Source organism: Pseudomonas sp. PsB, assembly GCF_043658375.1.
Classification (GTDB): domain Bacteria; phylum Pseudomonadota; class Gammaproteobacteria; order Pseudomonadales; family Pseudomonadaceae; genus Aquipseudomonas; species Aquipseudomonas putida_Z.
On record NZ_JBIGLU010000022.1, the window covers coordinates 61947 to 88777 of the forward strand.

24 protein-coding genes and 1 pseudogene are annotated in these 26831 nt (G+C 65.2%); 10 read left to right on the top strand and 15 right to left on the bottom strand.

Annotated features, from left to right (window positions below; all coding sequences use genetic code 11):
• Nucleotide 1 precedes the first annotated feature (1 nt).
• From ACGLHT_RS22265 to ACGLHT_RS22275, 3 genes are read right to left on the bottom strand one after another with little or no spacing between them, the layout of a single operon-like run.
• Entirely contained in the window at nt 2-2389 is a 2388-nt protein-coding gene (locus tag ACGLHT_RS22265) for a response regulator (RefSeq protein ID WP_137163480.1), read from the bottom strand.
• 13 nt (nt 2390-2402) lie between these two features.
• Nucleotides 2403-2864, bottom strand: a complete 462-nt coding sequence (locus ACGLHT_RS22270) for a response regulator (protein WP_075044618.1) — start codon at nt 2862-2864, stop codon at nt 2403-2405.
• Between the two features lie 15 nt (nt 2865-2879).
• Nucleotides 2880-5129 (bottom strand): ATP-binding protein, encoded by a 2250-nt coding sequence (locus tag ACGLHT_RS22275; RefSeq protein WP_075044619.1) that lies wholly within the window; start codon nt 5127-5129, stop codon nt 2880-2882.
• Nucleotides 5130-5392: 263 nt separating this feature from the next.
• Between ACGLHT_RS22275 and ACGLHT_RS22280 the strand changes: the two genes are divergently transcribed.
• The 7 genes and pseudogenes from ACGLHT_RS22280 (at nt 5393) to ACGLHT_RS22310 (ending at nt 11730) form a co-directional block, all read left to right on the top strand.
• On the top strand, nt 5393-5920 hold the full coding sequence (locus ACGLHT_RS22280) for a spore coat U domain-containing protein (protein WP_075044620.1): 528 nt from the start codon (nt 5393-5395) through the stop codon (nt 5918-5920).
• A gap of 30 nt (nt 5921-5950) precedes the next feature.
• Entirely contained in the window at nt 5951-6487 is a 537-nt protein-coding gene (locus ACGLHT_RS22285) for a spore coat U domain-containing protein (RefSeq protein WP_075044621.1), read from the top strand.
• A gap of 18 nt (nt 6488-6505) precedes the next feature.
• Complete coding sequence (locus ACGLHT_RS22290; RefSeq protein WP_274120894.1) at nt 6506-7036, top strand: spore coat U domain-containing protein; 531 nt, start codon at nt 6506-6508, stop codon at nt 7034-7036.
• Between the two features lie 3 nt (nt 7037-7039).
• On the top strand, nt 7040-7543 hold the full coding sequence (locus tag ACGLHT_RS22295; protein ID WP_075044623.1) for a spore coat U domain-containing protein: 504 nt from the start codon (nt 7040-7042) through the stop codon (nt 7541-7543).
• 39 nt (nt 7544-7582) lie between these two features.
• Nucleotides 7583-8359 (top strand): molecular chaperone, encoded by a 777-nt coding sequence (locus tag ACGLHT_RS22300; RefSeq protein WP_075044624.1) that lies wholly within the window; start codon nt 7583-7585, stop codon nt 8357-8359.
• 108 nt (nt 8360-8467) lie between these two features.
• Nucleotides 8468-10765, top strand: coding sequence for a fimbria/pilus outer membrane usher protein (locus ACGLHT_RS22305; RefSeq protein ID WP_137164779.1), 2298 nt, complete (start codon nt 8468-8470; stop codon nt 10763-10765).
• Nucleotides 10762-11730 (top strand): annotated as a pseudogene (locus tag ACGLHT_RS22310) (spore coat protein U domain-containing protein). The gene ACGLHT_RS22305 and the pseudogene ACGLHT_RS22310 overlap by 4 nt, the downstream one beginning before the upstream one ends.
• Before the next feature lie 164 nt (nt 11731-11894).
• Here ACGLHT_RS22310 and ACGLHT_RS22315 read toward each other — a convergent pair.
• The 5 genes from ACGLHT_RS22315 to ACGLHT_RS22335 form a co-directional block, all read right to left on the bottom strand.
• Nucleotides 11895-13043, bottom strand: a complete 1149-nt coding sequence (locus ACGLHT_RS22315) for a M14-type cytosolic carboxypeptidase (protein ID WP_274120895.1) — start codon at nt 13041-13043, stop codon at nt 11895-11897.
• 107 nt (nt 13044-13150) lie between these two features.
• Nucleotides 13151-13924 carry a helix-turn-helix domain-containing protein gene (locus tag ACGLHT_RS22320; protein ID WP_137163485.1) on the bottom strand — a complete coding sequence of 258 codons (774 nt, stop codon included), beginning with the start codon at nt 13922-13924 and terminating at the stop codon, nt 13151-13153.
• A 36-nt stretch (nt 13925-13960) separates the two neighbouring features.
• Entirely contained in the window at nt 13961-15193 is a 1233-nt protein-coding gene (locus ACGLHT_RS22325; RefSeq protein WP_085617563.1) for an MFS transporter, read from the bottom strand.
• Between the two features lie 257 nt (nt 15194-15450).
• Nucleotides 15451-15660 (bottom strand): hypothetical protein, encoded by a 210-nt coding sequence (locus tag ACGLHT_RS22330; protein WP_038408308.1) that lies wholly within the window; start codon nt 15658-15660, stop codon nt 15451-15453.
• Nucleotides 15661-15673: 13 nt separating this feature from the next.
• On the bottom strand, nt 15674-16456 hold the full coding sequence (locus ACGLHT_RS22335; protein WP_137163486.1) for a VacJ family lipoprotein: 783 nt from the start codon (nt 16454-16456) through the stop codon (nt 15674-15676).
• Between the two features lie 168 nt (nt 16457-16624).
• On the opposite strand from ACGLHT_RS22335, the gene ACGLHT_RS22340 reads away from it, so the two are divergent.
• The gene (locus ACGLHT_RS22340; RefSeq protein WP_137163487.1) at nt 16625-17335 is read left to right on the top strand and encodes a response regulator; all 711 of its coding nucleotides are present in this window, start codon (nt 16625-16627) and stop codon (nt 17333-17335) included.
• Nucleotides 17332-18687, top strand: a complete 1356-nt coding sequence (locus ACGLHT_RS22345) for an ATP-binding protein (RefSeq protein WP_274120896.1) — start codon at nt 17332-17334, stop codon at nt 18685-18687. Before ACGLHT_RS22340 ends, ACGLHT_RS22345 begins: the two co-directional genes overlap by 4 nt.
• Here the strand turns inward: ACGLHT_RS22345 and ACGLHT_RS22350 are convergent, their stop codons facing one another.
• The 6 genes from ACGLHT_RS22350 to ACGLHT_RS22375 form a co-directional block, all read right to left on the bottom strand.
• Nucleotides 18688-19152 (bottom strand): nuclear transport factor 2 family protein, encoded by a 465-nt coding sequence (locus tag ACGLHT_RS22350; RefSeq protein WP_274120897.1) that lies wholly within the window; start codon nt 19150-19152, stop codon nt 18688-18690.
• A gap of 291 nt (nt 19153-19443) precedes the next feature.
• Nucleotides 19444-20616, bottom strand: coding sequence for an MFS transporter (locus ACGLHT_RS22355; RefSeq protein WP_025338476.1), 1173 nt, complete (start codon nt 20614-20616; stop codon nt 19444-19446).
• Nucleotides 20617-20630: 14 nt separating this feature from the next.
• Nucleotides 20631-21584 (bottom strand): TIGR03571 family LLM class oxidoreductase, encoded by a 954-nt coding sequence (locus tag ACGLHT_RS22360; RefSeq protein ID WP_274120898.1) that lies wholly within the window; start codon nt 21582-21584, stop codon nt 20631-20633.
• 4 nt (nt 21585-21588) lie between these two features.
• Entirely contained in the window at nt 21589-22392 is an 804-nt protein-coding gene (dkgB, locus tag ACGLHT_RS22365) for a 2,5-didehydrogluconate reductase DkgB (protein WP_137163491.1), read from the bottom strand.
• A 354-nt stretch (nt 22393-22746) separates the two neighbouring features.
• Nucleotides 22747-23241 carry a DUF934 domain-containing protein gene (locus tag ACGLHT_RS22370; RefSeq protein WP_013971943.1) on the bottom strand — a complete coding sequence of 165 codons (495 nt, stop codon included), beginning with the start codon at nt 23239-23241 and terminating at the stop codon, nt 22747-22749.
• A complete protein-coding gene (locus ACGLHT_RS22375) occupies nt 23225-24877 on the bottom strand; it encodes a nitrite/sulfite reductase (RefSeq protein ID WP_137163492.1) in 1653 nt (550 codons plus the stop codon). The genes ACGLHT_RS22370 and ACGLHT_RS22375 overlap by 17 nt, the downstream gene beginning before the upstream one ends.
• Nucleotides 24878-25090: 213 nt before the next feature.
• On the opposite strand from ACGLHT_RS22375, the gene ACGLHT_RS22380 reads away from it, so the two are divergent.
• Entirely contained in the window at nt 25091-26167 is a 1077-nt protein-coding gene (locus tag ACGLHT_RS22380; RefSeq protein ID WP_274121228.1) for an ABC transporter substrate-binding protein, read from the top strand.
• Nucleotides 26168-26430: 263 nt separating this feature from the next.
• Here ACGLHT_RS22380 and ACGLHT_RS22385 read toward each other — a convergent pair whose 3' ends face one another.
• Entirely contained in the window at nt 26431-26646 is a 216-nt protein-coding gene (locus ACGLHT_RS22385) for a DUF2970 domain-containing protein (protein WP_003256398.1), read from the bottom strand.
• Between the last annotated feature and the right edge of the window lie 185 nt (nt 26647-26831).

Below are 26831 nucleotides of genomic sequence, written 5' to 3' on the forward strand. Positions count from 1 at the left end.
GTCACCTGGCAGTTCCAAGCATCTCGTTCAGCAAGCGGGCCAGTTCATCGGCCTGTACCGGCTTCTGGATCACCAGGCTGCCCGGCAACTCCAGCCCCTGCAATTCTGCATAACCGGTAAGCAGTACCACCGGCAGTTGCGGGTACCGCTCGCGTGCCGCCAGTGCCAGTTGCGCACCGTTGAACTCGGGCATGGCGAAATCGCTCAGTAGCAGGTCGATCTGCTCATCCAGCAAGGCCAAGGCCTGTTCGCCACTGTGCGCCTGGCGCACCTGGTAGCCGTACTGGCGCAACACATCACCGAGCATGTCGCGTACCAGATGGTCGTCATCCACCAGCAGCACGGTGCGATTGCGGCCGCTTTCGCTTATCGAGTGGCTGAACAGCGACGGCACCGGTTCGTTGACGGCTTCACCCTTGACTGCCGGCAGATACACGGCCACCTGCGTACCACGCCCAGGTGTGGTGTCGATGCGCACGCCACCCCCGGACTGTTTGGCGAAGCCGAATACCTGGGCCAGGCCCAGGCCAGAGCCCTTGCCGATATCCTTGGTGGTGAAGAACGGCTCGAACACCTTGGCCAGCACCTCTTCACTCATGCCGCAGCCGGTATCGCGGATGCTCAGCATCACGTACTCGCCAGGGTCCGGGTCTTCCGGGCGCTGCGGGCGGGCGTCGATCCGGGTGTTGCGGGTCGACAGCGTCAGTTGGCCGCCGTCGGGCATGGCATCGCGGGCATTGATCGCCAGGTTGAGAATGATCATTTCGGTCTGGGTCGGGTCGGTCAGCGCCTGCCACAGGGTTGGTTCCAGGTCCAGGCGCACCGAGACATTGCCGCCCAAGGTGCGGCGCAGCAACTCTTCCAGGCCGGCCAGGGTGCGGTTGAGGTTCAGCGCCACCGGTTCCAGGCGCTGGCGGCGGGAGAAAGCCAGCAACTGCGAGGTCAGCTTGGCACCGCGCTCGCCGGCTTCGCGGATGTGCGTGAGCCGCGCACGGGCTTTTTCAACGTCGGCTTTGGCCAGGTCGCGCTCGAGGAAGCTGGCACCGGTGAGGATTACCGTCAGCAGGTTGTTGAAGTCGTGAGCCACACCGGCGGTCAGCTGGCCGACCGCTTCAAGCCGCTGCATCTGCTGCAGCGCGGCCTCGATACGTTCGCGTTCGGCGATCTGCTCGCGCAGGCGGGCGTTGGCTTCGGCCAGGCCCAGGGCGGCTTCGCGCTCGCTGGTGATGTCGCGCGCCACCACGTACAGCAGGGTGTCTTCCGGCACCACCACCCACGACAACCAGCGTTGCTGGCCACCGGCATCCAGGATACGCCCGACAAAACGGGCGCTGGTGCGGCCATGGGCGAGGGCGGCCAGTTCGGTGAGCAGCAGCTCCTGGTCGGGCTCGGGCAACAGGTGCAGCAAGGACGACTGGCTCAGGCGTTCGCGGGACAAGCCCAGGCTGGCTTCCCAGGCGGGGTTCAGCGCGACTGGGGTCAGGTCCTTGTTGAGCACGGCCAGCAAGTCCTGCGACAGCTCCCAGGCACGGTCGCGTTCGCGGGTGCGGCGCTCGACCCTTTCACCCAGCATCTCGTTGAGCTGGCGCAGTGCCTGGTTGGCCAGGCGCTGGGCATGGATGTCCTGCAGCACCCCGGAAAAACGCATGCACTTTCCGTCGACGAACTGGCTCTGGCCACTGCTGAGCAGCCAGCGCGGTTCCAGGCCAGCGGGTTGGGCGATGCGGAATTCGACCCGATACAGGCCGCCACTTTCCGGGCACATGGCGTGCTCCACCGCCTCGCGCACCTGCGGCAGGTCGTCGGGGTAGATGCCGGCGTAAAACACTTCGAGGCTCATTTCGGTATCGGCGGGCAGGCCGAACAGGGTCTTGCAGCGGTCATCCCACAACAACAGGCCTTCTTGCGGGCGCATGTCCCAGGTGCCCATGCCGGCAGCGTCGATGGCAATGCGTGCACGTGCCTCGACGTCGGCCAGGGCTTCTTCGGCGCGGCGCCGGCGCTGGCGCTCCTGCACTTCGGTCAGGGCCCGGCGTACGGCCTTGGGCAGCAGCGGCAGGTTCTTCTTGAGTACATAGTCGGTGGCGCCCAGGCGGATCATTTCCACCGCATGTTCTTCGCCATAGATGCCAGACAGGAAGATGAACGGAATGTCCGGTGCCAGGCGCTGGGCGATGGCCAGCACTTCGGTGCCGGACGAGCCCGGCAGCACGCAGTCGCACAGGATCAGGTCGTAGCGGGCCTCGCTCAGGGCTTGCTCGACACCGGCATGGTCGAACACCAGTTGCGCCTGCACCTGCAGCCCGCTGCGCTCCAGGCGCATCAGGGTCAGTTCGGCGTCCATCGAGTTGTCTTCGACTATCAGCAGTTTCAGCGGCGTTGGCTGCATCGTCGCGGGCACCTCAGATGCTGCCACGCCGGTTCAGGCGCAGCGAGCCGGGTGGCGGTTCGTTGAGTACCGCCCAGAACACCCCCAGGTCGGAAATGGCGGCGACGAATTCCTTGAACTCCACCGGCTTGACCACGTACGCGTTCACCCCCAGCTCGTAGGCGCGCAGCAGGTCGGGCTCCTCGCGCGAGGACGTCAGCATCACCGTCGGGATGCTGCGCAGTTCGGCGGTGGCGCGTACTTCCTTCAGCACCTCCAGGCCGTCGACCTTTGGCAGTTTCAGGTCCAGCAGTAACACGGCGGGGTTGCCATCGTCACGTTGGGCATAGGCATTGCGCCGTAGCAGGTAGTCGAGTGCTTCGGCACCGTCACGCAGCACGATGACCTCGTTGGCCAACTGGCTGCGCTCCAGCGCCAGGAGCGTCAGCTCCAGGTCCCGTGGGTTGTCTTCGACCAGCAGGATGGGTTTGAGCATGATGGTAGCGGTGCCTCAGGTAGTCGCGGGGTAGCGCGGGAGGGTGAAGTGGAAGGTTGCACCCTGGCCAACCTTGCCATGGGCCCAGACCCGGCCGTCGTGGCGTTCGATGATGCGACGCACGCTGGCCAGGCCGATCCCGGTGCCTTCGAAGTCTTCCATGCGGTGCAGGCGCTGGAACACGCCGAACAGTTTGTTGGCGTAGGCCATGTCGAAGCCCACGCCGTTGTCGCGAATGCAGATCTCGGTTTCGCCCGGGTGTTGCACGGCACTGATGCCGATGCGCGCCGGGGTGCGCCCACGTGTGTATTTGATGGCGTTGGCCAGCAGGTTGTGCAAGGCCATGTTGATGAACGCCGGGTCACCGACCACCTTGGGCAACTGGGCAATGTCCCAGACAATTTCGCGGTTTTGGTAGTCGGGCGCCAGTTCGCTGCGAATGGCCTCGACCAGGGCGTTGAGGTCGACCTCGGACAGGCGCAGGGCAGAGCGGCCCATTTGCGAGAAGTTGAGCAGGTTGTCGACCAGGCTTCCGGCAAAATGCGCGGCTTCCTCGATGTGTTGCAGAAAGCGCCTGCCGCGCTCGCTGAGGCCCTGGCCCTCGATTTCGCCGAGCAGTTCGGAGTAGCCGGCAATATGGCGCAGGGGCGCGCGCAGGTCATGGGACACGCTGTAGGAAAACGCTTCGAGCTCCTTGTTCGATCGGCGCAGCTCCCCAGCCAGCTGCGCCAGTTCCTCGGCCTTGCGCAGGACAATGCCGAGCACTGCCGTGCGCAGCTCCTGCACGCCTTCGATGACCAGTGGGTGCCAGGGTTCGCAGTAGCCGCGCAGTTTTTCCTGCCAGCTTTCGAAACTGTGCCGCGGGTCGAGGTTGCCCTGCGGCCCGACCTGTTTGTTCGGCTGCCCGGCCCAGTTCACCGTGCGCACCTGCTCGGGGCGGAACCACAGCAGGTAGTGCGAGTGGATCTGCGAAATGGCCACTGCCAGCACACCGCCTGCATGGGCCGCGAGCTCGGGCAGTTCATCGATGTCGCGGCGCAGGTTGTCGCTGTGGAACACGCTCTCTTCGCCACGCTGGGAGAGCCAGTGCACCAGGGCGTTTACCTGCGCGGCCGGAGGGGTCTTGCCGATCAGGTCGCAACGTTCGGCGGATATGACCGCGGCACCTTGGGCGCCGGCGAAGGTCAGCAGTACTTCCGGCAAGTCGCGCAGGCCGTCGCCGACACTGTCATGGTCGGCCATGGACGAGATCATGCGCACGATGTGTTGGCGCAGCTCCAGCAACTGGCGAGTGTTGGCGTGGGACTCGCGCGACTCGATCTGCAGCGACAGCACACTGGCCAGCAGTTCGCAGGCGGTACGGGTGCGCAGGTCCACCGGGCGCGGCTGTTCGTGATGACAGGACACCAGCCCCCAGAGTTGCCCGTCGACCACGATCGATAGCGACATCGATGCCAGGGTACCCATGTTGCGCATGTACTGCAGGTGCACTGGCGACACGCTGCGCAGCGCGGCAAAGCTCAGGTCCAGCGGCTTGCCGGTGCGCGGGTTGGCAGCGGGCAGCAACGGCGAGGCCTGGTAGTTGGCGTCCTCGATCACGCGGATGCGGTTGATTCGGTACAGCTCGCGCGCCTGGCGCGGTATGTCCGAAGCGGGGAAACACAGGCCCAGGTAGCTCGGGTACCCCGGGTCGGCAACCTCGGCCAGCACCTGGCCGTTGCCTTCGGCATCGAAGCGATAGGCCTTGACCCTGCCAAAGCCGGTGATGCGCTTGAGCTGCAGCACGGTTTGCTGCAGCAGTTCCTCGAGGCTGCCGGCCTGGTGCAGGCGGCCTACGAAGCTGCGCACCAGCGGGTAGTAGTCGCCTTGCCCGGCAAGGTCCGCCGGCAGACGAGGGGGTTCGAATTCGGCGATCAGCACCTGGTCGTGACGATGGACCAGCAGGTGCAGGTTGCCGCGGCAAGGCGCGTCCTGGCGCAGGTGCACATCGCTGATGTGGAACGGAAAGACCTCGTCCTGCGGCAGGCGCGCCAGGTGCAGGCGCAGGTCGAAGGCACCGCTGACCAGTTCGGCGAACTCGCGACCTATCAGTTCACTGGCCGGTATGCCCAGCCAGTGTTCGACATTTTCACTGGCCTGGAGTACCCGCATGTCGGTTTCGTCCAGCACCAGCAGGAAACCGTGGGGCTGGATGCTGCCAGGCAGCTGGATCGGCTCCTGGGCGCAGCGCTCGAGGGCTTGGGTGAGCGTGCTGTCTGCAATCATCTATGAAAACGCTCCTGTCGTGTCCTTCCATGCATGCCGCATGAGTCTAGGCAGGATGAAGGGGATACACCCTAACAGAATATCGGCCCAGATAACGGCCTTTGGCCATTTGAGGAGAATGTCGGCGATGCGTTCTGTGTCGTGCGGCTTTTTTTTCAGGTGGTAGCGCTTTTTGGCTAATACAAAAAAATGGCTCGATGCCAGCAGCGTGATGCCACTCCGCTGCTACGCTCAGGCCAGCAGACATCGACAAGGATAATTAGGTGACGGAGCGCTACCTGGCCGCCCTGTTGGGCCTTATGTTGAGCAGCAGCGCCATGGCGGCGGACTTCCTGGTGGAGGTGCGGGTGCTGGTGCAGCGCGGCTGCATGCTGGTCAACCAGCCCCGCGATGCCGGGGCTCAGGCGCTGGGGCGCATCGACCTGGGCGCTGCTGCACGGCTGGATGGCCCTGGGGCGCCGCTCACCGGCGCGCTGTTGAGCCAGCGCCCGCCACGCCTGGAATGCAATCCCCACACCCCCTATCAGGTCCGCGTCGACGGTGGTCAGCATGGCGGCGTCGGCGATTTGCGCTTCCTGGCCAGTGACGATGCCACGGCCCGGCCCATCCCGTATCGCCTTTACCGCGACGCTGCCTGGCGCGAACCGCTGGCGGTGAATGTGGCGCTTTCGGCGCGGGTGCCGGACAGCGGTTCGGTCGAGCTGCCGTTGTTTGCTCGGATCGACAAGCTGGCCTGGGTACCGCCTGCAGGCTTGTACGCCGACCTGCTCAAAGTCACCGTCAGCTGGTAGGGATGCCGCCATGCACAAGGACGCGATGCCATGAACCGTACCTCGATCCTGCTGCTTTCCCTGGGCCCGCTGCTGGTGCCCGGTGGTGCCGCGCATGGCACCAGCACCGGTTTCATCCAGGCGCGGCTGGTGATCAGCACCGCTTGCCAGATCAGCAGCAACGAGACGCAACCGGCAACGGTGGGTAACCCCGGCCTGATGGACTTCGGCGAGCGCGGACCGAACTGGGACCAGCCGCTGCGCAGCCGGGTTGATGATGTGAGCGGCGAAGGCAGCCTGCAGATCAGTTGCACGCCCGAGGTGCGGGCGTTCAACGTGCGCATCAACGGCGGCCTGAATGGCAGCGACGGCATACGGCGCCTGAGCAACGGCCGCGAGCTGATCCCCTATCAACTGGCGATCGACCCAGGCGGTAACAGCCGCTACGGCATCGGCCAGGCGCGTGCCTTCACCATCAGCAGTACCCGGCAGATACCGATCCCCATCTACGGTGTGGTAGTGGCGCAACCGCGCGCGCTGCCGGCCGGGCTTTACCGTGACACCCTGAGGGTGACCCTGGACTGGTAACGACACAAGGAGACTTCGATGCGAACGAACCTTTCACGCTGCATCCTTGCCGGCCTGGGGCTGATGCTGGCTTCCCAGGCGCAGGCCGCCACGACCGGGACCATCGACTCGAAGCTGACCTTGACCGCGGCGTGCCAGGTCAATGGCAGCTCGGGCACTTCGGGGGTGAACTTCGGTGCCCTGGACTTCGGTACTCGCGATGCCCTGTTCACCAGCGCAGACGCCCAGGTGATCGGCGGCGGAGGAGGGGCGATCAGCATTCTCTGTTCGGCCGGCACGGTACCCGTGATCCGCGTGGGTGCAGGTTCCCACGATGGCCAGTCGACCGGGGGCAGCCGTGCGCTGGCGGATGGCGCCGGCAACTTCGTGCCGTACGACTTCTACACCGATTCCGGCCGCACGCAGGTGTTGGCCATCAACGGCACCATCACCTTGCCGATCAGCAGCGGTACGGCCCAGACCGTCAACCTGTATGGCCAGGCACTCGGCAAGGCCGGCCTGCCGGCGGGGGTGTACACCGACACAGTGTCCGTCGAGCTGTCGTTCTGAACCATGCGCAGCTGGCTGGCTGGCGGCCTGAGCGGCCTCGGCGTGCTGCTGGCCGCGCCTCTGGATGCGGCGACCACCAGCAGCTTCCAGGTGACGGCGCAGATCGTTGCCGGGTGCCTGGTGGTGGGCGGTGTGAGCAGCTTCGGGACGCTCGACTACGGTTCGCAATCGGCGCTGGCCAGCGGAGTCATCGGCACCTCGTTGGGCGGCAGCACGGTGACCTTCCAGTGCACCCCGGGGGTGGCCTTGAGCATGAGCGTGGATGGCGGGCAGAACAGTGCCAGTGGCACACGCAACCTCAAGCGTACGGGCGGCACGCAGGTACTGGCCTACCAGTTGTACCGGGACGCGGCCTACAGCCAGAGCCTGGGGATCGGCCAGAGCGTGGCCGTGAGCTACACCGACCCGACGGCGATCAAGCTGCCGGTGTACGGGCGGGTTCAGCTGACCGGCACGCAGCCGGCGGGGACCTACACCGATGTGGTGCAAGTGACGGTGACCTGGTGAGTTCACCGGCACCAACGACCGGTATTCAAGGAGAGCTTCATGGGGGCAGGCGCGAAGTGGGCGCGTGGATTGATCGGAGCATTGTGGCTGGCGAGCCTGCCGGCCGGGGCGGCCACCTCGGTGCTGATCTGGCCGATCGACCCGGTGCTGGAGGCTGACCAGAAGGCCGGCGCACTGTGGCTGGAAAACCGCGGCACGGCACCGGCCAACCTGCAGGTGCGGGTGTTCGCCTGGCGCCAGGGTGACTACCAGGAACAGTACCAGGCGCAGCGCGAGATCATTGGCAGCCCGCCGGTGGCCAACATCGCCCCCGGGCAGAAGCAACTGATCCGCCTGACCCGCACCGGCCCCTCGCCAGTCGGCCAGGAGCAGGCCTACCGCATCATCATCGACGAAATTCCGCCCGCCATCCCCGTCGACAAGGCCGAGCCCGGCACCACCGCGGCGATCCGCCTGCAGATGCGCTACTCGGTACCCCTGTTCGTCTACGGCGAAGGCCTGTGGGGCAAGGCCGATCCCGCTGGCAAGCGCAATGCCGAGGGCGTCGGCAAGCCGCAACTCAGCTGGCGTGCGGTGACCGTGCAGGGCAAGCCGTACGTGGAGCTGCGCAACACCGGCGCGGTGCATGCGCGGCTGACCGATGTGGTGGTGCAGCAGGGCAGCCAGAGCAAGCCACTGGCCGATGGCCTGCTGGGTTATGTGCTGCCGGGGGCCAGCATGCGCTGGCCGGCACCGCTGGCACCAAGTGCCGGCAGTGTGCTGAAGGGGAGGGTAAACGGCCAGAGCAGCGCGGACGCCATCCGCCAAAGCCAATGAACCTGCGCCTGAATGCCGCGCAGGGGCCAGGGAGGACCCGGCAATGGTTGGAAACCGTGTGTGAGGTGGCTGACAGCGAGGACGCACCGCTGGTGCCTGGGGCTGGCCCTGGTCGGCCCTGGCCTGGTGCTGGCCGACGACCTGCCGCCACCACCCACGGAGCTGTCCGCGATCGCCGATGCCACGTTGTACCTCGAGCTGCTGGTGAACCAGATGCCCAGGGCTGAACTGGTGCCGGTGCAGCAGCGCGCCGGGCAGTTGTACCTGGACAGCGAGGTGTTGCGGGCGGCCGGCGTCTCCCTGCCAGGCAACCCGCAGGGCGAGGTGGCCCTGGAGGCCATCGCCGGGCTGCACGCCGACTACGACAGCCAGAACCAGCGCCTGCTGCTGCAAGTGCCGCCGGCCTGGCTGCCCGACCAGCAGCTGGGCGACCGCAACCTGTACCCGGCCAGCGATGCGCGCAGCAGTTTCGGCGCCTTGTTCAACTACGACCTGTACCTGAACGACACCGATGACGGCGGCAGCTACCTGGCGGCCTGGAACGAACTGCGCCTGTTTGACAGCTGGGGTACGTTCTCCAGCACCGGGCAATGGCGCCAGTCGTTCAATGGTGCGCCGACCGACGACACGCGCCAGGGCTTCTTGCGCTACGACACCACCTGGCGCTTCACCGACGAGCAGCGCCTGCTGACCTACGAAGCCGGTGACCTGATAACCGGGGCCTTGCCCTGGACCAGCTCGGTGCGGGTCGGTGGCCTGCAGTTGTCGCGCGATTTCGCTGCGCGCCCCGACCTGGTCACCTATCCGCTGCCGGCGTTCTCCGGTGAAGCGGTGGTACCGACCTCGCTGGACCTGTTCATCAATGGCTACAAGTCCAGCACCAGCGAATTGCAGCCGGGCCCCTACACGTTGACCAACGTGCCGTTCATCAACGGCGCCGGGGAGGCGGTAGTGGTTACCACCGATGCCCTTGGCCGGCAGGTGTCGACCACCTTGCCGTTCTACGTCACCAGCAGCCTGCTGCAGCAGGGCCTGAGCGACTATTCGGTGGCAGCCGGCAGCCTGCGCCGTGACTACGGGGTGCGCGATTTTGCCTACGGGCCCGGGGTTGCTTCGGCCAGCCTGCGCTACGGGGTCAGCGACATCTTCACCCTGGAGACCCATGCCGAAAGCGCCGAATCGCTGATGCTGGGGGGCCTGGGCAGCAACATGCGGCTGGGCAACCTCGGCGTGCTCAACGCGGCCCTGGCGCAGAGCCGGTTCGACGGCGACAAGGGCCACCAGGTCGCCCTCGGTTACCAGTACAACAGCCAGCGCATCGGCTTCAGCTACCAGCGCCTGCAACGCCATGGCGACTATGCCGACCTGACCCGGGTCGACAGCCGGGACATACAGCTGAGCCAGCGCAGCGAACAGGTCACGTTGAGCCTGAACCTGAACGAATACGGCAACATCGGCGCCGGCTATTTCGATGTGCGCGCTGGCGACGGCACACGTACCCGGTTGATCAACCTGAGCTACAGCAGGCCGCTGTGGGGCAACAGCAGCGTGTATCTGTCGGCCAACCGTGAAGTGGGGGACAGCCAGTGGGCGGTGCAGGCGCAACTGGTGATCCCGTTCGACCTGCGTGGCACCCTGGCCCTGGGCATGGAGCGCAGCCAGCAAGGCGAAAGCCTGCAGCGGGTCAACTACAGCCGCGCGACGCCGGTGGGTGGTGGTGTCGGTTACAACCTGGGCTACGCCGCCGGTAGCGAGCGCGATGCCTACCGCCAGGCCGATGTCACCTGGCGCCTGCAGTCGGTGCAGTTGCAGGCCGGTGTGTATGGCAGCAGTGGCGAGATGACCCGCTGGGCCGACGCCAGTGGCTCGCTCGTGTGGATGGATGCCGGGCTGTTCGCTGCCAACCGCATCGACGATGCCTTCGTGGTGGTCAGCACCGGTGGTTACGCCGATGTGCCGGTGCGCTATGAAAACCAGGAAGTCGGCCGCACCGATGCCGATGGCCACCTGCTGGTGCCGTACAGCAGCGGTTACTACCGCGGCAAGTACGAGATCGACCCCATGGACTTGCCACCAGACATCCTCGCGCCGGAAGTGGAGCAGCGGGTGGCGGTGCGCCGGGGCAGTGGCTACCTGCTGGAGTTCCCGCTCAGGCGCGTGCTGGCGGCCAGTGTCGAACTGGTGGACGCCGACCGGCAGGTGCTCAAGCTGGGCAGCCGTGTCACCCATGCAGAAAGCGGCAGCCAGGCGGTGGTCGGTTGGGATGGCCTGGTGTATCTGGAGAACCTGGCGCCGCATAACCGCCTGCAGGTGGAGCTGGAAGGGGGCGGGCAGTGCCAGGTGGCGTTCGACCTGCCTGAAGCACAAGGTTCGATCCCCTTGATCGGCCCGTTGGTGTGCAAGTGAAGGCCTGCTGGCGTGGTTTGTGGGCATGCGCCTTGTTGTTGTGGGCGGGCTCGGCCTGGGCCAAGTGCACGTCAGTGCTGACTACGCCGGCGGCGTTTGGTTCGCTCAACTCGACCCAGGTACGTGGCGCGGTACAGACAGCTTCCAGCACCAACTCGGGCCTGCAATGCAACGGTTCGGTGATCAGCGTGCTCAGTAGCACCGACTCCTTCAAGATCAAGGTCACCTCTACCACCAGCGGGCTGGTAGGGCCTACCGGGGATGTAATCCCCTACACGCTGTATGCCGACGCCACGACCACCTATCCGATTACCCGTGGCACCGCCTTCGAATTCAGGACCACCGGCATCCTCGACTTGCTCGGGTTGCTCAACGGTACACCGAAGAACGTGCCCATCTACATGCGCACGCAGGTAGGCAGCAACGTATCGGCCGGGTTGTATCAGGAAACCCTCACTGTCGAGTGGACCTGGGACTATTGCGACGGGATTGGTGTTGGCGGGCTTTGCATAGGGCGAGACCAGGGCACTGGTACCAAGACCCTGCTGGTGAGCATGACGGTGACCAACGACTGCCAGATCACCACACCCAGCATCAATTTCGCCAGCGCGCCGGTGGTGGCGGGGTTCGGCACGGTGAGCCAGAGCCTGAGTGTGTCGTGCACCAAGGGCAGCAACTACACCGTGGGCCTGGATGACGGGCAGAACGTGGCCAATGGGCGGCGGCGGATGAAGTCGGCGGCCAACAACTACCTGGCCTATGACATTTTCAAGGGCGCCGGTGCGGTGCGCTGAGGTTCGACAGGGGCTGCGCGACGGGCCAGTACCGATGCCGATGTGAACCCCGGCACGGGGACCGGCACCGGTAGCCAGGTGTTCAACTACAACGCCAAGGTTTACACCGACCAGGCTACACCCCCGGCTGCGACCTATACCGACAGCGTGCTTCTGGATGTGCAGTTCTGACATGGCTCCCGGCTGACGCGATCGTTGTAGGAGCGGCCTTGTGTCGCGAAAGGGGCGCGCAGCGGCCCCACATTTTCAGCTTCGCCGCAGATATCGCCGGGGCCGCTTTGCGGCCCTTTCGCGACACAAGGCCGCTCCTACAGGGGGCGCGTCGGCCAGGGGCCTCAGCGCAAATCGCCAACTATCTTCGCCAATGTCTCCAGCACCGCCCCGGCCAAATCCTTCGAGCGCGCCCCCGACCACCCGGTGACGGCATTCGGCGCGTCGTCATGGTCCTTGAACGGCATTTCCAGGGTCAGCGACAGGCAGTCATGCGCCATCCCCACCGCATTGCAGGCCAGCGTCGTGTTGGCTTGCCCCGGTTCGTCGCGGGTGTAGCCATGCACGGTCTGGAAGTCGCGGGTCAGGCTGCACAGGGTGCTGCGGAACTGCTCTTCCAGCTTGGCCAGACGCGGCGTGTAGCCGGGGTTGCCCTCGCAGGCTGCGGTGAACACATGGGGAATCTCCTCGTCGCCATGCACGTCGATGAACGCATCCACGCCGTATTGCTTCATCTGCGCCTGGGCGAAGAACACCTCGGGGCTGAGCTCGACGCTGGCGTCCTGCCAGGCACGGTTGAGGTCCTTGCCCTTGAAGTTGGTGCGCAGGTGGCCGAGGAAGGCGCCGTCGGGGTTCATGTTGGGGATCAGGTACAGGTCGGCCTTGGCCAGCAACTGCCGGATCACCGCGTCGTTGGCCTGCAGGCGGTCGATCACGCCCTCCATGAACCATTCGGCCATGTGTTCGCCCGGGTGTTGCTGGGCAATCAGCCACAGCTTGCGCTTGCCTGCGGCGCCATCACCGGCGCGCAGCAGGGGAATGTCGCGGCCCTGTACGCTGCGGCCACTGGCGAGCAATTCGACCCCCGGCAGTTGCCGTGCGCGTTCGATCAGTTGGTTGTGGCGCGCGCGCGGGTAGGGCTCGAAGTAGGCGAACCAGATGTGTGGCTGTTCGGCCTTTACCTCGAACGACAGCGCCGTGCCGTCGAACTGGCTGGGGACGCGAAACCAGGTTTGCTGGTCGTAGGAGGCCACGGCGTTGTAGCCGCTCCAGGCGTTCTTGTAGGAGGAACCGGAGGCGTTGTCGAGGCTGAAGCGATGGATCTGGCCCGGCGTCAACCCGCTGACCTTGAAGTGGAACCACTGGTAGTGGCCGCTGTGGGTGTCCGGGCGGATGGCCAGGTGCACCTGGGCCGGGTTGCTGGCATCCAGCACCTGGATGTTGCCGGAGTCGAAATCGCAGTCGATCTGCAGGGGGGACAGCGTCACGGTCATGTACCGGGCTCCTTCTGGGGCTTTGTTGTGAGGGTACTGTACACGGCTTGACAGGGTTGCTGTGCGAGATCAGCAACGCGTGGGCGATATCATACGTTTCCTACAGGCTATTTGAAGAACTGACTCGGCGTGATACCGAACTGGCGCTTGAACATGCTGGCGAAGGCACTTGGGCTGTCATACCCCAGCGTCCCCGCCACATCGATGATCCGCTCGCCCAGGGCGATCCGCTCCAGTGCCTGCATCAGCCGCGCCTGCTGGCGCCACTGGCCGAAGGTCATGCCGGTTTCCTTGCGGAACAGGCGCTGGATGGTCTTTTCGTCCACCCCCAGCTGCTGGCCCCAGTCGGCCACGGTGGCGTTGTCGTCAGGCCGCTCGTGCAGCGCGGCGCAGATTGCCTGCAGGCGCTTGTCGCCGGGCTGCGACAGCTTCAGCGGCAAGGTCGGCAGCACGCAGATCTCGTCGAGGATCAGGCGCATCACCCGGGCTTCACGCGAGTCTTCGGCAAACGGCGCGGTAAAGCCGACGGAGGCCTTGATCAGTTCGCTGAGCAACGGCGAGATGCTGATAGCCTTGCTCTGCAAGGGCAACTGCACTGCCGCGTCGGTGCGCACGAACACACTGCGCATCTTCACATCGCCCACGCAGCGGATCGCGTGCACCTGGCCGCAGGGCATCCATACGCCGCGGCTGGGTGGCACGGTCCAGCGTTCGTTACCGGACTCGACGATCATCAGGCCTTTGATGGCATAGATCAGTTGGTGCTTGGCATGGCTGTGGGGCTCGATGAACCAGTCGGTCGGGTAGTCCGTCGCACGGCTGCCCACCTCCCAGCTCCACTCATCCACCTCCACCAGCAATTCGTGCTGCGGCTTCAGCATTTCGACCTCTTGTACGGGCAGTCTGGCGCGCCCACTTTAACAGCAGCGGCTGGGGCGGGCTTGCGAGCGGGTTGCCGGCAGCAGCGCGGTGGCCAACCCCAGCAGCGGCAGGAACGAGATGACCTGGTACACCCACTCGATGCCATGCCGGTCGGCCAGTTCGCCGAGCCCGGCGGCGCCGATGCCGCTGATACCGAACATCAACCCGAACATCACCCCCGACACCATGCCGACCCGGCCCGGCACGGCCTCCTGGGCGTACACCACAAGGGCGGCGAAGGCCGAGGACATCACCAGGCCGATGGCCACCGCCAGTACCGCCGTCCAGGCCAGGTTGGCGTAGGGCAGGGCGAGGGCGAAGGGCGCCACGCCGAGGAACGAGACCCAGATCACCGCCTTGCGCCCGATACGGTCACCCACCGGGCCACCGGCGAAGGTACCCAGGGCCACAGCCGCGAGGAACACGAACAGGTACAGCTGGCTGTGCTGCACGCTCAGGCCGAAATGCTCGATCAGGTAGAAAGTGAAGTAGTTGGTGAACGAGGCGATGTAGACGAACTTGGCGAACATCAGCACGGCGATAACCGCCACCGCACGCCACATGGCACCACGCGACAGGCCGGGGGCCTGCTGGCCGGCGAAGGACTTGAGCCGGGTCTGGCCGTGGCGCACGGTCCAGCCGGTCACCCGCAGCAGCACGAATACCGCCAGCGCGGCCGCCAGCATGAACCAGGCAATGGCCGGCTGGCCGTGCGGAATGACGATGGCAGCGGTCAGCAACGGGCCGAGGGCCGAGCCGGTGTTGCCACCGACCTGGAAGGTCGATTGCGCGGTGCCGAAGCGCCCACCGGAGGCCATCCTGGCCACTCGCGAGGCTTCGGGGTGGAAGGTCGCCGAGCCCACGCCGACCACCGCGGCGGCCACCAGCAGCATTTCATAGCTGCTGGCGAAGGCGAGCAGGGCGATGCCCACCAGCGTCACCAGCATGCCAGCCGGCAGCAGGTAGGGTTGCGGGTGCTTGTCGGTGTACAGGCCGACCCAGGGTTGCAGCAGGGACGCGGTCACTTGGTAGATCAGGGCGATCCAACCGATCTGGGCAAAGCTCAGCGCGAAATCGCTCTTGAGCATCGGGTAGATGGATGGAAGCACGGCCTGGATCAGGTCGTTGAGCAGGTGGGCGAATGCGGCAGCGCCGACGATGCGGACCAGAAAGCCCTGGGGTTGGTCGGCAGGCGTGGTGGCGGCCATGGAGGCGGTGGAGGTCGTCATGGGCGATCTTCTTCTGGCGAAAGGGAACAAGGCATTTGCCGAAGAAGGGTAGCCAGTGCCCGGTTTGCCTGTCTCACGCCGAACAGGCAGCCACTGTCGCGTTTCGGACATATCCATTGAGGCTGGGGCTTTATAGGGGCTGCTTTGCAGCCCTTCGCGGGCACGCCCGCTCCCACCGGAACCGCGTACTTCCTGAGCTCAGCGCGACACCTGTGGGAGCGGGCGTGCCCGCGAAGGGCCGCAAAGCGGCCCCAATTTCACTGACCCTGCCGCGCCACCCAGCGCAGCAATGCTGCAATCGGTACGCTGCGGTGAGCCTCGTGCCGGTAGGGCTTGCCTTCGGCGGTAAAGCGTTCGCGATAGCGGCTCAGCACCAGGCTCCGGCCATCGGCAGAAACCCGGGCCTCCAGTTCATGCAGCAACAGCGGTTGCCGGGCAGCGCCTTCCAGGCGCCTGAACAGCAGCATGGCGGCTTGGGCATCATTCTTCACGGGCACCCCCTGCACAATCCACTGGCCACGCCCCCGGCTCGCCGGCCTTGCCTTCTGCCACCCGGTTGCTGCGCCGCTGCGCGGTGTAGTCACGCAGCGCAAGGTAGTAGTCAGGCCAGGTGCGCAGCAGGTCGGTCAATGGCAGTGCTTCGGCCCGTGCATCGACGATGCCGCCGGCCGTGGCTACGTTGCTCATGGTTTCTACGGTATCGCTGTTGCCGCCAAACGGGTCCAGTGCCAGGCCCAGCACCGTGCCGCTGGCATCGCGCAGGTTGTGGGTGCCCAGCAGCGGCAGCTCGACGATGGGACCAGCGGCGATGTTCCACACCCCGAAGGTCTGGCCAAAGTCCGAGCGATGCTGGCTCAGCCCCATCTTGCCAGACACGTCGACCAGCCCCGCCACACCCAGGGTGGTGTTGAAGATGAAGCGGCTGAGGCTGGTCATCGCCCGTTCGCCATTGCCCTGCAGCAGGTCGTTGACGAACACCTTGGGCTCACCGAAGTTGCTGGCAAAGTTGTGCATGCCCTGTTGGGCAAAACCGGGCAGCGCGGTGTAGCCCCGGGCGACGGGGGCCAGCAGATAGTCATCGACCGTGCGGTTGAAGGCGAAAACGGCGCGGTTGGCGGGCTCGGCCGGGTCACTGACCTGATAGGCGACATTGCCGCAGGCAGCCGTGGCCGGTGCACGTTGGCTGCAGCCTCCCGCCGCAAGCAGCGACAAGGCCAGCGCGGCTGAGCGCGCTGAGCGGGAGGCGGATGATGAACGGGACATAGATACATTCCTGGCAAGAACTGGCGGCGATGCTGCGCAGTTTTCTTTGCCCGGGGATGTCCGGATTGTCTCGGCGTCGACACTTTGTTTCCGGGTTGAAATATATGACGGCTGCGTGGGGATGGCCTTAAAGTACGGCTTGGTAACCTTGTTTTGCGGTGCTTTTTTGTGAGCCATTTGCTGATAGTCGACGATGATGTCGAGGTGCTCGACCTGCTGCAGAAGTTTCTCTGCCAGCATGGCTACGAGGTTGATGTGGCCAGGGATGGCAAGGCGCTGTGGCAGGCCGTTGAGCGGCGGGTGCCGGACCTGGTCATTCTGGATGTGATGCTGCCTGGCGACAGTGGCCTGGTGTTGTGCCAGCGCTTGCTGGCCGAGCACAAGGTGGCAGTGATCATGCTCACCGCCATGGGCGAGCTGAGTGACCGGGTGGTTGGCCTGGAGCTGGGGGCAGACGACTACCTGACCAAACCGTTCGCCGCCCGTGAACTGCTGGCCCGGGTGAGGGCAGTGCTGCGCCGTGCCGGTGAAGCGGCCGGTGGCACGGCGGGCCATGCCTGCGCGGCCCTGGAGTTTGCCGGCTGGCGGCTGGATGTGGTGCGGCGCGAGCTGCGTTCGCCGGACAACGTCATGATCCCCTTGTCCAACGGTGAGTTCGAGTTGCTGCTGGTGTTCGCCGAGCATCCGCGGCGGGTGCTCAGCCGCCAGCAGTTGCTGGACATGGCCCGTGGCGATGCCTACGACGCCTATGACCGCAGCATCGACGTCCAGGTGAGCCGGCTGCGCCGCAAGCTTGAAACCGACAACGGCAACGAGCCCTTGATCCGTACCCTGCGCAACGCCGGTTACCTGTTCACGCCCACGGTCGCGAAGCGATGAAGCTGCTGGCCAGGGTTCGCCAGGCCCTGCCACGGCCCAGGATCACCATTGCCCGCTGGATCGCACTGACCACCCTGACGGCGATGCTGTTCCTGCTGCTGCTCAAGGGGCTGTTCAGCCTGTTGCTGAGCGTCTGGGCGCAGCCACCGCTGCTGGAGAGCGGGGTGATCGAGAAGGTTGCAGCGGTCACCCGCATCCTCGATGCCGCGCCCATGGCGCAGCGTGCCAACATCGCCAGTGCGGCGGGCGACGGCTCATATTCCGTGCGCTGGCTGCGCCGCCATGACGAAGCGGGCGTGCCAGTGCTGGTCGATGCCGAGTTCAGCGAGGGCACGCCTATCCTGCGCGCACTGCTAAAGCGCCCGGATGCCAGGGTGGAGGCTTTCGAACCGTCCGACATGCCGGAGTACGCACCTGAACGTGGCTATGCGCTGATGATCGAGCTGAGCGACAAGTCCTGGGTGCTGTTCCGTGCCACCAGCCGTAGCTGGGGCCTGGATGAACTGCCGCGCAACCTGATCATCCTCGGCCTGATGCTGGTTTCCAGCCTTGCCGTCGCGCTGCTGGCCACGCGTTACCTGGCCAAGCCGCTGGAACGCTTTGCCGAAGGTGCGCGGCGTTTTGGCAAGGACTTCAACGCCCCGCCCATTCCGGTGGTCGGCCCGCACGACCTGCGCCAGGCCATTCTCGCGTTCAATGCCACCCAGGCGCAGCTCAAGCATTTTCTCAACGACCGCACCCAGATGCTCGCGGCCATTTCCCATGACTTGCGTGCACCGCTGACGCGCATGCGCTTGCGCGCCGAGTTCGTCGACGATGCCCAGCTGCAGGCCAAGTTGTTCAAGGACGTCGACGAGATGCAGGCGATGGTCGATGCGGCGTTGGAGTTCTTCCGTGATGATGCACGGCTGGAACAGACGACCGTATTCGACCTGGGCGAGTTGCTGCTGACCGTGGTGGACGACTTCAAGGACGCGGGGGTCGAGGTCGGCCTCAGCGGGCCGCGCCGCTGCGTGTACACGGGGCGGCCAGTGGGTATCAGGCGTGTGCTGGTCAACTTGATCGACAATGCAGCGAAGTACGGCTGTGAGCCAACGGTGGTGCTGGCGGTGAGCGCCAGGCAGATCGAGATTACCGTGCTGGATCGCGGGCCGGGCATCGCGCCGGAGCTGCATGAGCAGGTATTCGCGCCGTTCTACCGTATCGAAGGTTCACGCAACCGCAATACCGGTGGCGTGGGGTTGGGCCTGCCCGCAGCACGGGCCATCGTGCTGGAGCAGGGGGGCAGCGTGACCCTGGGCAACCGCCCGGGTGGCGGGCTGGAAGTCAGGGTCATGCTGCCGCTGGGCTGATCAGAGCCCCAGTTCGCTGAGCCCGGGGTGATCATCCGGGCGCCGGCCCAACGGCCAGCGGAACTTGCGCTCGGCTTCGCTGATAGGGTGCTCGTTGATGCTCGAATGACGGTTCTGCATCAGCCCGTCCTCGGCAAACTCCCAGTTCTCGTTGCCATATGCGCGGTACCACTGGCCGCTGTCGTCGTGGTACTCGTAGGCATAGCGCACGGCAATGCGGTTGCCGGTGAAGGCCCACAGCTCCTTGATCAGGCGGTACTCCAGTTCATGGTTCCATTTACGCGTCAGGAACGCCTGGACCTCGGCACGGCCACGCGGGAACTCGGCGCGGTTACGCCAGACGGTGTCGATGGTATAGGCAAGCGCGACCTTGGCCGGGTCGCGGCTGTTCCAGCCATCCTCGGCCAGGCGGACCTTTTCGATGGCGCTTTCGCGGGTGAAGGGCGGCAGGGGTGGGCGGGACATCGGGGTACTCCTCAGTTCGATTGGCTGGTAGGAGAGTAGTAGCCGCTGGCCGAACAGAGAATGGGTGTGCCTGGCACATCATAATTGCAGTGCGTGGAACAATTGAGACCGCTCGAGATGGGGCAACTGTCTTGCTCAAATCTGAAAGCTTGCGCAATCCCTGTGGGAGCGGCCTTGTGTCGCGAAAGGGCCGCAACGCGGCCCCGGGATTTCAGCTGTGATGCATAGGTTGCCGGGGCTGCGATGCAGCCCTTTCGCGACACAAGGCCGCTCCCACAGGAGGGGGCTCTGTCAGGCTGCGTCGGCTGCGGTTTTCCCGGCAGCCTTGCTACGCCCGCCCAGCCACACCAGCAGCAGCCCGGCAGCCGCCAGCACGCCACCTGCCATCGGCACTGCCGCATAGCCCAGGTCCAGGCTGATCACCGCACCACCCAGCGCCGCGCCCACGGCATTGCCCAGGTTGAACGCGCCGACGTTGATCGACGAGGCCAGCCCCGGTGCTTCGATGGCGGCGATCATCACCCGCATCTGCAGCGGTGGTACCACGGCGAAGGTGAACATGCCCCACACCAGCAAGGCGATGGCGGCGCCGATGTGGCTGCCCAGCACCAGCGGCATCAGCAGCATGATCACTGCCAGTGCCGCGAGGAAGATCCGCGCCGCCCCATCCAGCGACCAGTCGGCCAGGCGGCCACCCAGGCTGTTGCCCAGGGTGAAGCCCACACCGATCAGCACCAGGCCGAGGGTGACGAAGCTGTCCGAGGCGCCGGTCAGTTCGGCCAGTACCGGTGCCACGTAGGTGTACAAGGTGAACATGGCGCCGGCACCGAGCACGGTGGTGGCCATTGCCAGCAGCACGCTGGGGCGGGCGATGACCGCCAGCTCCTTGCGCACGTGCGGCACGCTGCCGCGTTCACCCTTGGGCAGGGCATACCACAGCGCGGCCATGGCCAGCAGGCCGAGCACGGCGGTACCGGCAAAGGCCATGCGCCAGCCGACCTGCTGGCCGATCCAGGTGGCGGCCGGCACGCCGCCGATGTTGGCGATGGTCAGGCCCATGAACATGGTGGCCACGGCACTGGCCTGTTTCTCCTTGGGCACCACGCTGGCGGCCACTACCGCGCCAAGGCCGAAGAACGCGCCGTGGTTGAGGCTGGTGACCAGGCGCGAGGCGAGCAGGGTGTAGTAGTCCGGCGACAGCGACGACAGCAGGTTGCCGAGGGTGAAGATGGCCATCAGCGCCATCAGCGCGGCACGCTTGCCGAAACGGCTGAACAGCAGGGTCATGATCGGCGCACCGACCATCACCCCGATGGCATAGGCGGTAATCAGCATGCCAGCGCTGGGGATGCTGACATCGACACCTTGGGCGATCACCGGCAGCAGGCCCATCGGGGTGAACTCGGTGGTGCCGATGCCGAAGGCGCCGATGGCCAGGGCAAACAGGACGCGCCCGGCTTTCATTGCGCGTGTTCCTGTCATGGGGTGGCCTCCGTCAGTTGGGCTTTTGTCTCATGGAATTGTGGCAATACGTATTCGGCGATTTCGCGCAGGGTTTCGTCCAGCGGCCGCACGTTGCGCCGCAGGTGCAGGCCGATATGGTCGACGCCCGCCGCGCGCAGGGCGCCGAGTTCGGCCGCCAGCGCCTTGCGGCCGCCGCGGAAACCGAAGCGCCAGCGTTGCAGCGGTTCGTCGGGGTTGTCCGCCAGGTCCAGGTGGATGAAGCTGCTGTAGGGCTTGTTGCCCGCCACCGTGCGCCAGGCGGCGACCCGCTGCCGGTGGTCGTCCGCTGTGCCGGGGTAGGCCAGGCAGCCGTCCAGGTTGCTGCCGATCCATGCCGGGCTCTGCTGGGCCAGGCCGGCTACCAGCAACGGCAGCGGCGAAGCGGTGCTGGGTAGCACGGCCAGCCCTTCGGGCAGGTGGCCGTTGGCACCATCACGCAGCAGCGCGACCTGTTCGCGGAAGGTGTTGCCACGCCCCTCGAAATCCCGACCGAACAGTGGGTACTCCACCGGCCGGTCACCACTGGCCACGCCCAGCAGCAGGCGGTTGCCACTGAGGCGCTGCACGCTGTTGGCCGATTTCAGGGTCAGCAGCGGTTCGCGAATCGGCAGCACCACGGCAGCCGTGCCAAGCAGGATGTCGCGGGTTACCCCGGCCAGGTAGCCGAGGTAGGCAAACACCTCGAACACCTGGGCGGCGTCGCCGAACGACGGGTCGTACAGCGGCACATCGCGGACCCACAGGGCGCGGTAGCCCAGGCGGTCGGCCAGTTGTGCCAGTTCTGCGTGGCGGGCCAGGTCCGGCTCGCCGAACTGGCGGCCATCGCGGCGCCGCGCCTGGTCGCCGGCGGGCGTCCAGTCATGGTCCAGCGGTGCTTCCAGGCCGATGCTGAAGCCGCCAGCGGTCAGGCGTTCGAGGGGCGTGGTCATGGTATCAATCCCAGATTGGCGCCAGGCCGTCAGGGCTGACTTCGCGGCCATTGCGTTCGAGCTTGGCGATGCGTGCCATGTCGTCGGCGTCCAGCTTCAGGTCACGGGCGAGCAGGTTGCTGGCCAGGTTTTCGCGCTTGGTCGACGACGGGATCACCGCGTAGCCCAGCTGCAGGGCCCAGGCCAGGGCAACCTGGGCGACGGTGGCCTTGTGCTTGGCGGCGATGTCAGCCAGAACCGGGTCCTTCAGGACTTTGCCGTAGGCCAGGGTCATGTACGAGGTGACGGTGACGCCTTGTTCCTTGAGGAACGCGGTCAGCTTGCTGTTCTGCAGGTACGGGCTGAGTTCGATCTGGTTGGTGGCGATTTCGCCTTTGCCGACCACTTCGATGGCCTGGCGGGTCAGTTCGATGTTGAAGTTGGATACACCGATCTGGCGGGTCAGGCCCAGCTTCTTGGCTTCGGCCAGGGCGGTCATGTACTCGCGCAGCTCAACGCCGTTGCCTGGGGCAGGCCAGTGGATCAGCAGCAGGTCGACGTAGTCGGTGCGCAGTTTCTGCAGGCTGTCGCGCAGGCTCGGGATCAACTTGTCGGCGGCGTAGTTTTCGACCCAGATCTTGGTGGTGATGAACAGCTCTTCGCGCTTGACGCCGCTTTCGGCGATGGCCTGGCCGACGTCGGCTTCGTTCTGGTAGATCTGCGCGGTGTCGATGACCCGGTAGCCCAGTTCCAGGGCCGACTTGACCGAATCGATGACGGCTTGGCCGGTGAGGCGGAAGGTGCCGAGGCCGAAGGATGGAATGCTCATGGATCTGCTCCTGGTGAGTGAGGGGTGAGCCGAATCGAGCCTGGTCGCTCGGGTTCGATCGCTCTTCGTGTGGGGAGCAGTGTGCGGCTTTGAGGGGGATTGATTAAGGTGGGGCGGGGCCAAGGTCATTTGATTCACAGTCAAGAATCAGCGGCAAAGTCGTGACTGTGTTGCTGGAATAACAGATTCTTCCTGTACCGGCCTCTTCGCGGGCTTGCCCGCTCCCACAGGAGTGCCACAGTCCTTGAAGCCTGTGGTGTAACTGTGGGAGCGGGCAAGCCCGCGAAGAGGCCGGTACAGGAAAACGAAACGGCCCGCCATATAGGCGGGCCGTCTGGCATTGCAAGGTGACGATCAGCGGCGGCGGAACAGCGGCAGCGGCTCGTCGGTGGCTGCCTGGTAGGTCACCGAGAAGTCCTTCAGGCTTTGCAGCGCGTCTTCCGGGTCCTTGTCGGCACGGATGGCGAACGCGTCAAAACCGCAACGGGCCATGAAGAACAGCTGGTCGCGCAGCACATCGCCAATGGCGCGCAGCTCGCCCTTGAACTTGTAGCGGTCACGCAGCAGGCGCGCATTGGAGTAGTTGCGCCCGTCGGTGAACGCCGGGAAGTTCAGTGCGATGACCTGGAAGTGCTGCACGTCTTCGCCGATTTCTTCGGCTTCTTCGTCACTGTCCAGCCATATGCCCAGCCCGCCGTCACGGGCTTTGAGCGCATGGGCATGGTCCCGCCACATCTGCAGCGGGACGATGTAGTCGTCGCAGTTGGTCAGCTCGTCAAAGGACGTTTCCTTGGGCAGCAGATGCCAGGTTTCGTCGACGATCTGGTTGTTCTTAATGATTCGCTGCATAGACGCGTTCCTTGAAGGGGTCGATGCCGATACGCTGGTAGGTGTCGATGAAACGCTCTTCCTCGGTACGTTGCTCGACGTACACGGCGATCAGCTTCTCGATCACATCGGCCATGTCATCCTGTGCGAAGGACGGGCCGAGGATCTTGCCCAGGCTCGCGCCACGCGCGGCATTGCCGCCCAGCGACACCTGGTAGAACTCCTCGCCCTTCTTGTCCACGCCGAGGATGCCGATGTGGCCCACGTGGTGGTGGCCGCAGGCGTTCATGCAGCCGGAGATGTTCAGGTCGATCTCGCCGATGTCGAACAGGTAATCCAGGTCGTCGAAGCGGCGCTGGATGGATTCGGCGATCGGGATCGACTTGGCGTTGGCCAGCGAGCAGTAGTCACCACCCGGGCAGCAGATGATGTCGGTCAGCAGGCCGATGTTCGGGGTGGCGAAGCCGCTTTCGCGCAGTTCCAGCCACAGGGCGTGCAGCTGGCGCTGCTCGACGTCGGCGAGGATGATGTTCTGCTCGTGCGAGGTGCGCAGGAAGCCGAAGCTGTAGCGCTCGGCCAGGTCGGCCACGGCGTCCAGCTGCTTGTCGGTCAGGTCGCCCGGGGCAACGCCGGTGGGCTTCAGCGACAGGGTCACGGCCACGTAGCCAGGGCGCTTGTGGGCGCGGGTGTTGCGCGAGCGCCAGCGGGCGAAGCCTGGGTATTCGGCGTCCAGGGCGGCGTAGTCGAAGTTGTCCAGGGCCAGGTAGGCCGGGTCGACGAAGTGACGCGATACACGCTGCACTTCGGCTTCGGTCAGCGTGGTGCTGCCGCCGCGCAGGTGGACCATTTCGGCCTCGACCTTCTCGGCGAACACTTCCGGGGTAAGGGCCTTGACCAGGATCTTGATCCGCGCCTTGTACTTGTTGTCACGGCGACCGTAACGGTTGTACACGCGCAGGATGGCGTCGAGGTAGCTGATCAGGTCCTGCCACGGCAGGAACTCGTTGATGAACGAGCCCACCACCGGGGTACGGCCCAGGCCGCCACCGACCAGCACGCGGAAGCCCAGCTCGCCAGCGGCATTGCGCACCGGCTCCAGGCCGATGTCGTGCACTTCGATGGCGGCGCGGTCTTCCTGCGAGCCGTTGATGGCAATCTTGAACTTGCGCGGCAGGTAGGCGAATTCCGGGTGGAAGGTGGTCCACTGGCGGACGATTTCGCACCATGGGCGCGGGTCGACGATTTCGTCTGCGGCCACACCGGCGAACTGGTCGGTGGTGGTGTTGCGCAGGCAGTTGCCGCTGGTCTGGATCGCGTGCATCTGCACGGTGGCCAGTTCGGCGAGGATGTCCGGGATGTCTTCCAGTGCCGGCCAGTTGTACTGCACGTTCTGGCGGGTGGAGATGTGGGCGTAGCCCTTGTCGTAGTCGCGGGCGATCCTGGCCAGGGTGCGGACCTGGGTGGCGTTCAGCTGGCCGTACGGCACGGCGACGCGCAGCATCGGTGCGAAACGTTGGATGTAAAGGCCGTTCTGCAGGCGCAGAGGGCGGAATTCTTCTTCGCTCAGCTCACCTGCCAGATAGCGGCGGGTCTGATCACGGAACTGCTTGACGCGGTCCTCGATGATCCGCTGATCGTACTCGTCGTATACGTACATAAAAGTCCTGTCTCAGGCATGCAGCTATTCGCGCGCACGGCCGCGCACTCCGCTTCGGAGCCGGGGAACGATAGCAGGTTGCGTTTATGCGCTAAAGTGATGTTTTTGCATATGAAAAGAACCAAATGAACTATGTGAGACTGACTGCCATTTGTGCGTTGGGCGTGGCCTGGCGTTTATAATCCGATGTTTGCTTCGCAGGGATGTCAGCCCATGCTCAAGGCGTTGTGCCAAAGCTTGTGTCTTGCCTTGCCGCTGGCGGCAAGCGCGCAGCCGGCTTCGGTGGTTTTCCTCAACCCGGGGCTGTCCACCGAGACGTTCTGGACCAGTTATACGCGCTTCATGCAGGCCGCCGCGGACGAGCTGGGCATGACCCTGCGCGTGGAGTACAGCGAACGCCGCGCCGACCTGGCGCTGACCCAGGCCAGGGCGATCTTGGGCGGGGCGCAGCGCCCGGATTACCTGGTACTGGTCAACGAGCAGTACGTGGCCCCGGAGATCATCCGCCTGTCGCGCGGCAGCGGGGTCAAGCTGTTCCTGGTCAACAACGGCCTGACTGCCAGCCAGGCCCGCAGCATCGAGGCCCAGCCCGACAAGTATGCCGAGCTGCTGGGCACCTTGACGGCCAACGACGAGCAGGCGGGCTTCCAGATGTTGCACCAGATGGTCGCGCAATTGCCTCGTGACAGCGGGCCGGTGGACCTGCTGGCGTTTGCCGGGGTCAAGACCACCCCGGCCTCGCAACTGCGCGAGGAAGGCATGCGCCGGGCCCTGGCCGACTTCCCTCAGGTGCGCCTGCGCCAGGTGGTATATGGCGGCTGGAGCCGCCAGCGCGCTTACGAGCAGGCGCAGCAACTGCTGGAGCGCTACCCGGCCACCCGCCTGGTGTGGTCGGCCAACGACGAAATGGCCTTTGGTGCCATGCAGGCGTTCGAGGAGGCGGGGCGCAAGCCGGGGCGCGATGTGCTGTTCAGTGCCATCAACAGCTCGCCAGAGGCCCTGCACGCACGTATCGACGGGCGCCTGAGCGCGCTGATGGGCGGGCATTTCACCCTCGGCGGCTGGGCCATGGTGATGCTGCACGATGATGCCCAGGGGCTGGCGGTGAACCGTGACGGCCTGCGCGAGCACCGCGTGCCGGTGTTGCAGCCGATCGACCAGGCCAAGGCAACCCGTTGGCTGAAACTGCTGGAGCGGCCGGACTACGGCATCGATTTCCAGCATTACAGTGCCGAAGGGCGGCCGCCCGACTACCAGTACCCGTTTCTGACATCACCGATCAATTATTGAAAGACCCTGCTTGAGGGAAGGGCATTGCTCGTCTTAACTGCTGGTGGTGAAGTGCATTCCCATAACCACCACAAGAGGCAATGCAATGGGAAACTCAACCAAGGTCCGCAAAGCTGACAGCAGCGTCGATGCCTGGGCGATCCTCTGCCTGATCGTTCTGGTGGTGGTCACTGCCGTGTATTGGGTCAGCCACCAGTAGACTTGTATTCAAGACCGTGATGCAGCCAGAGCGCCTGCGGGAGGGAGTCCCGCAGGCGTTTTTGCTAGCGCGCAAGGTGCAGGGCCAACTGCACCAGGCCGATCAGCACGGCAATGAACACCAGGGTGAACAGCGTCCCCAGCGCAATGAAATGGCTGGCCTTGCCGTGTGTGAAGTCGCGGGCGCGGTTCTTGCCGCTTTGCACGCCGAAGGCGGCAGCTAGGATGCTGTGCAGCATCTGCCAGAAGGTAGGGGGCTTGCCCTGGCTGGAATCGTCCATGGTGGCTCCTGAGGAAATCAGAGGCAATCAGGGACAGTGTAGGTGGCTATTGGGGCTGCTGTGCAGCCCATCGCGACACAAGGCCGCTCCTACAAAGGATTGCATTCTCCTGTAATCGATGGACTCGCCCCCGCCGAGGCATCACAGTGCCACGGTGGCGTTCTAAGAAGCCAACGGCAGCGAGG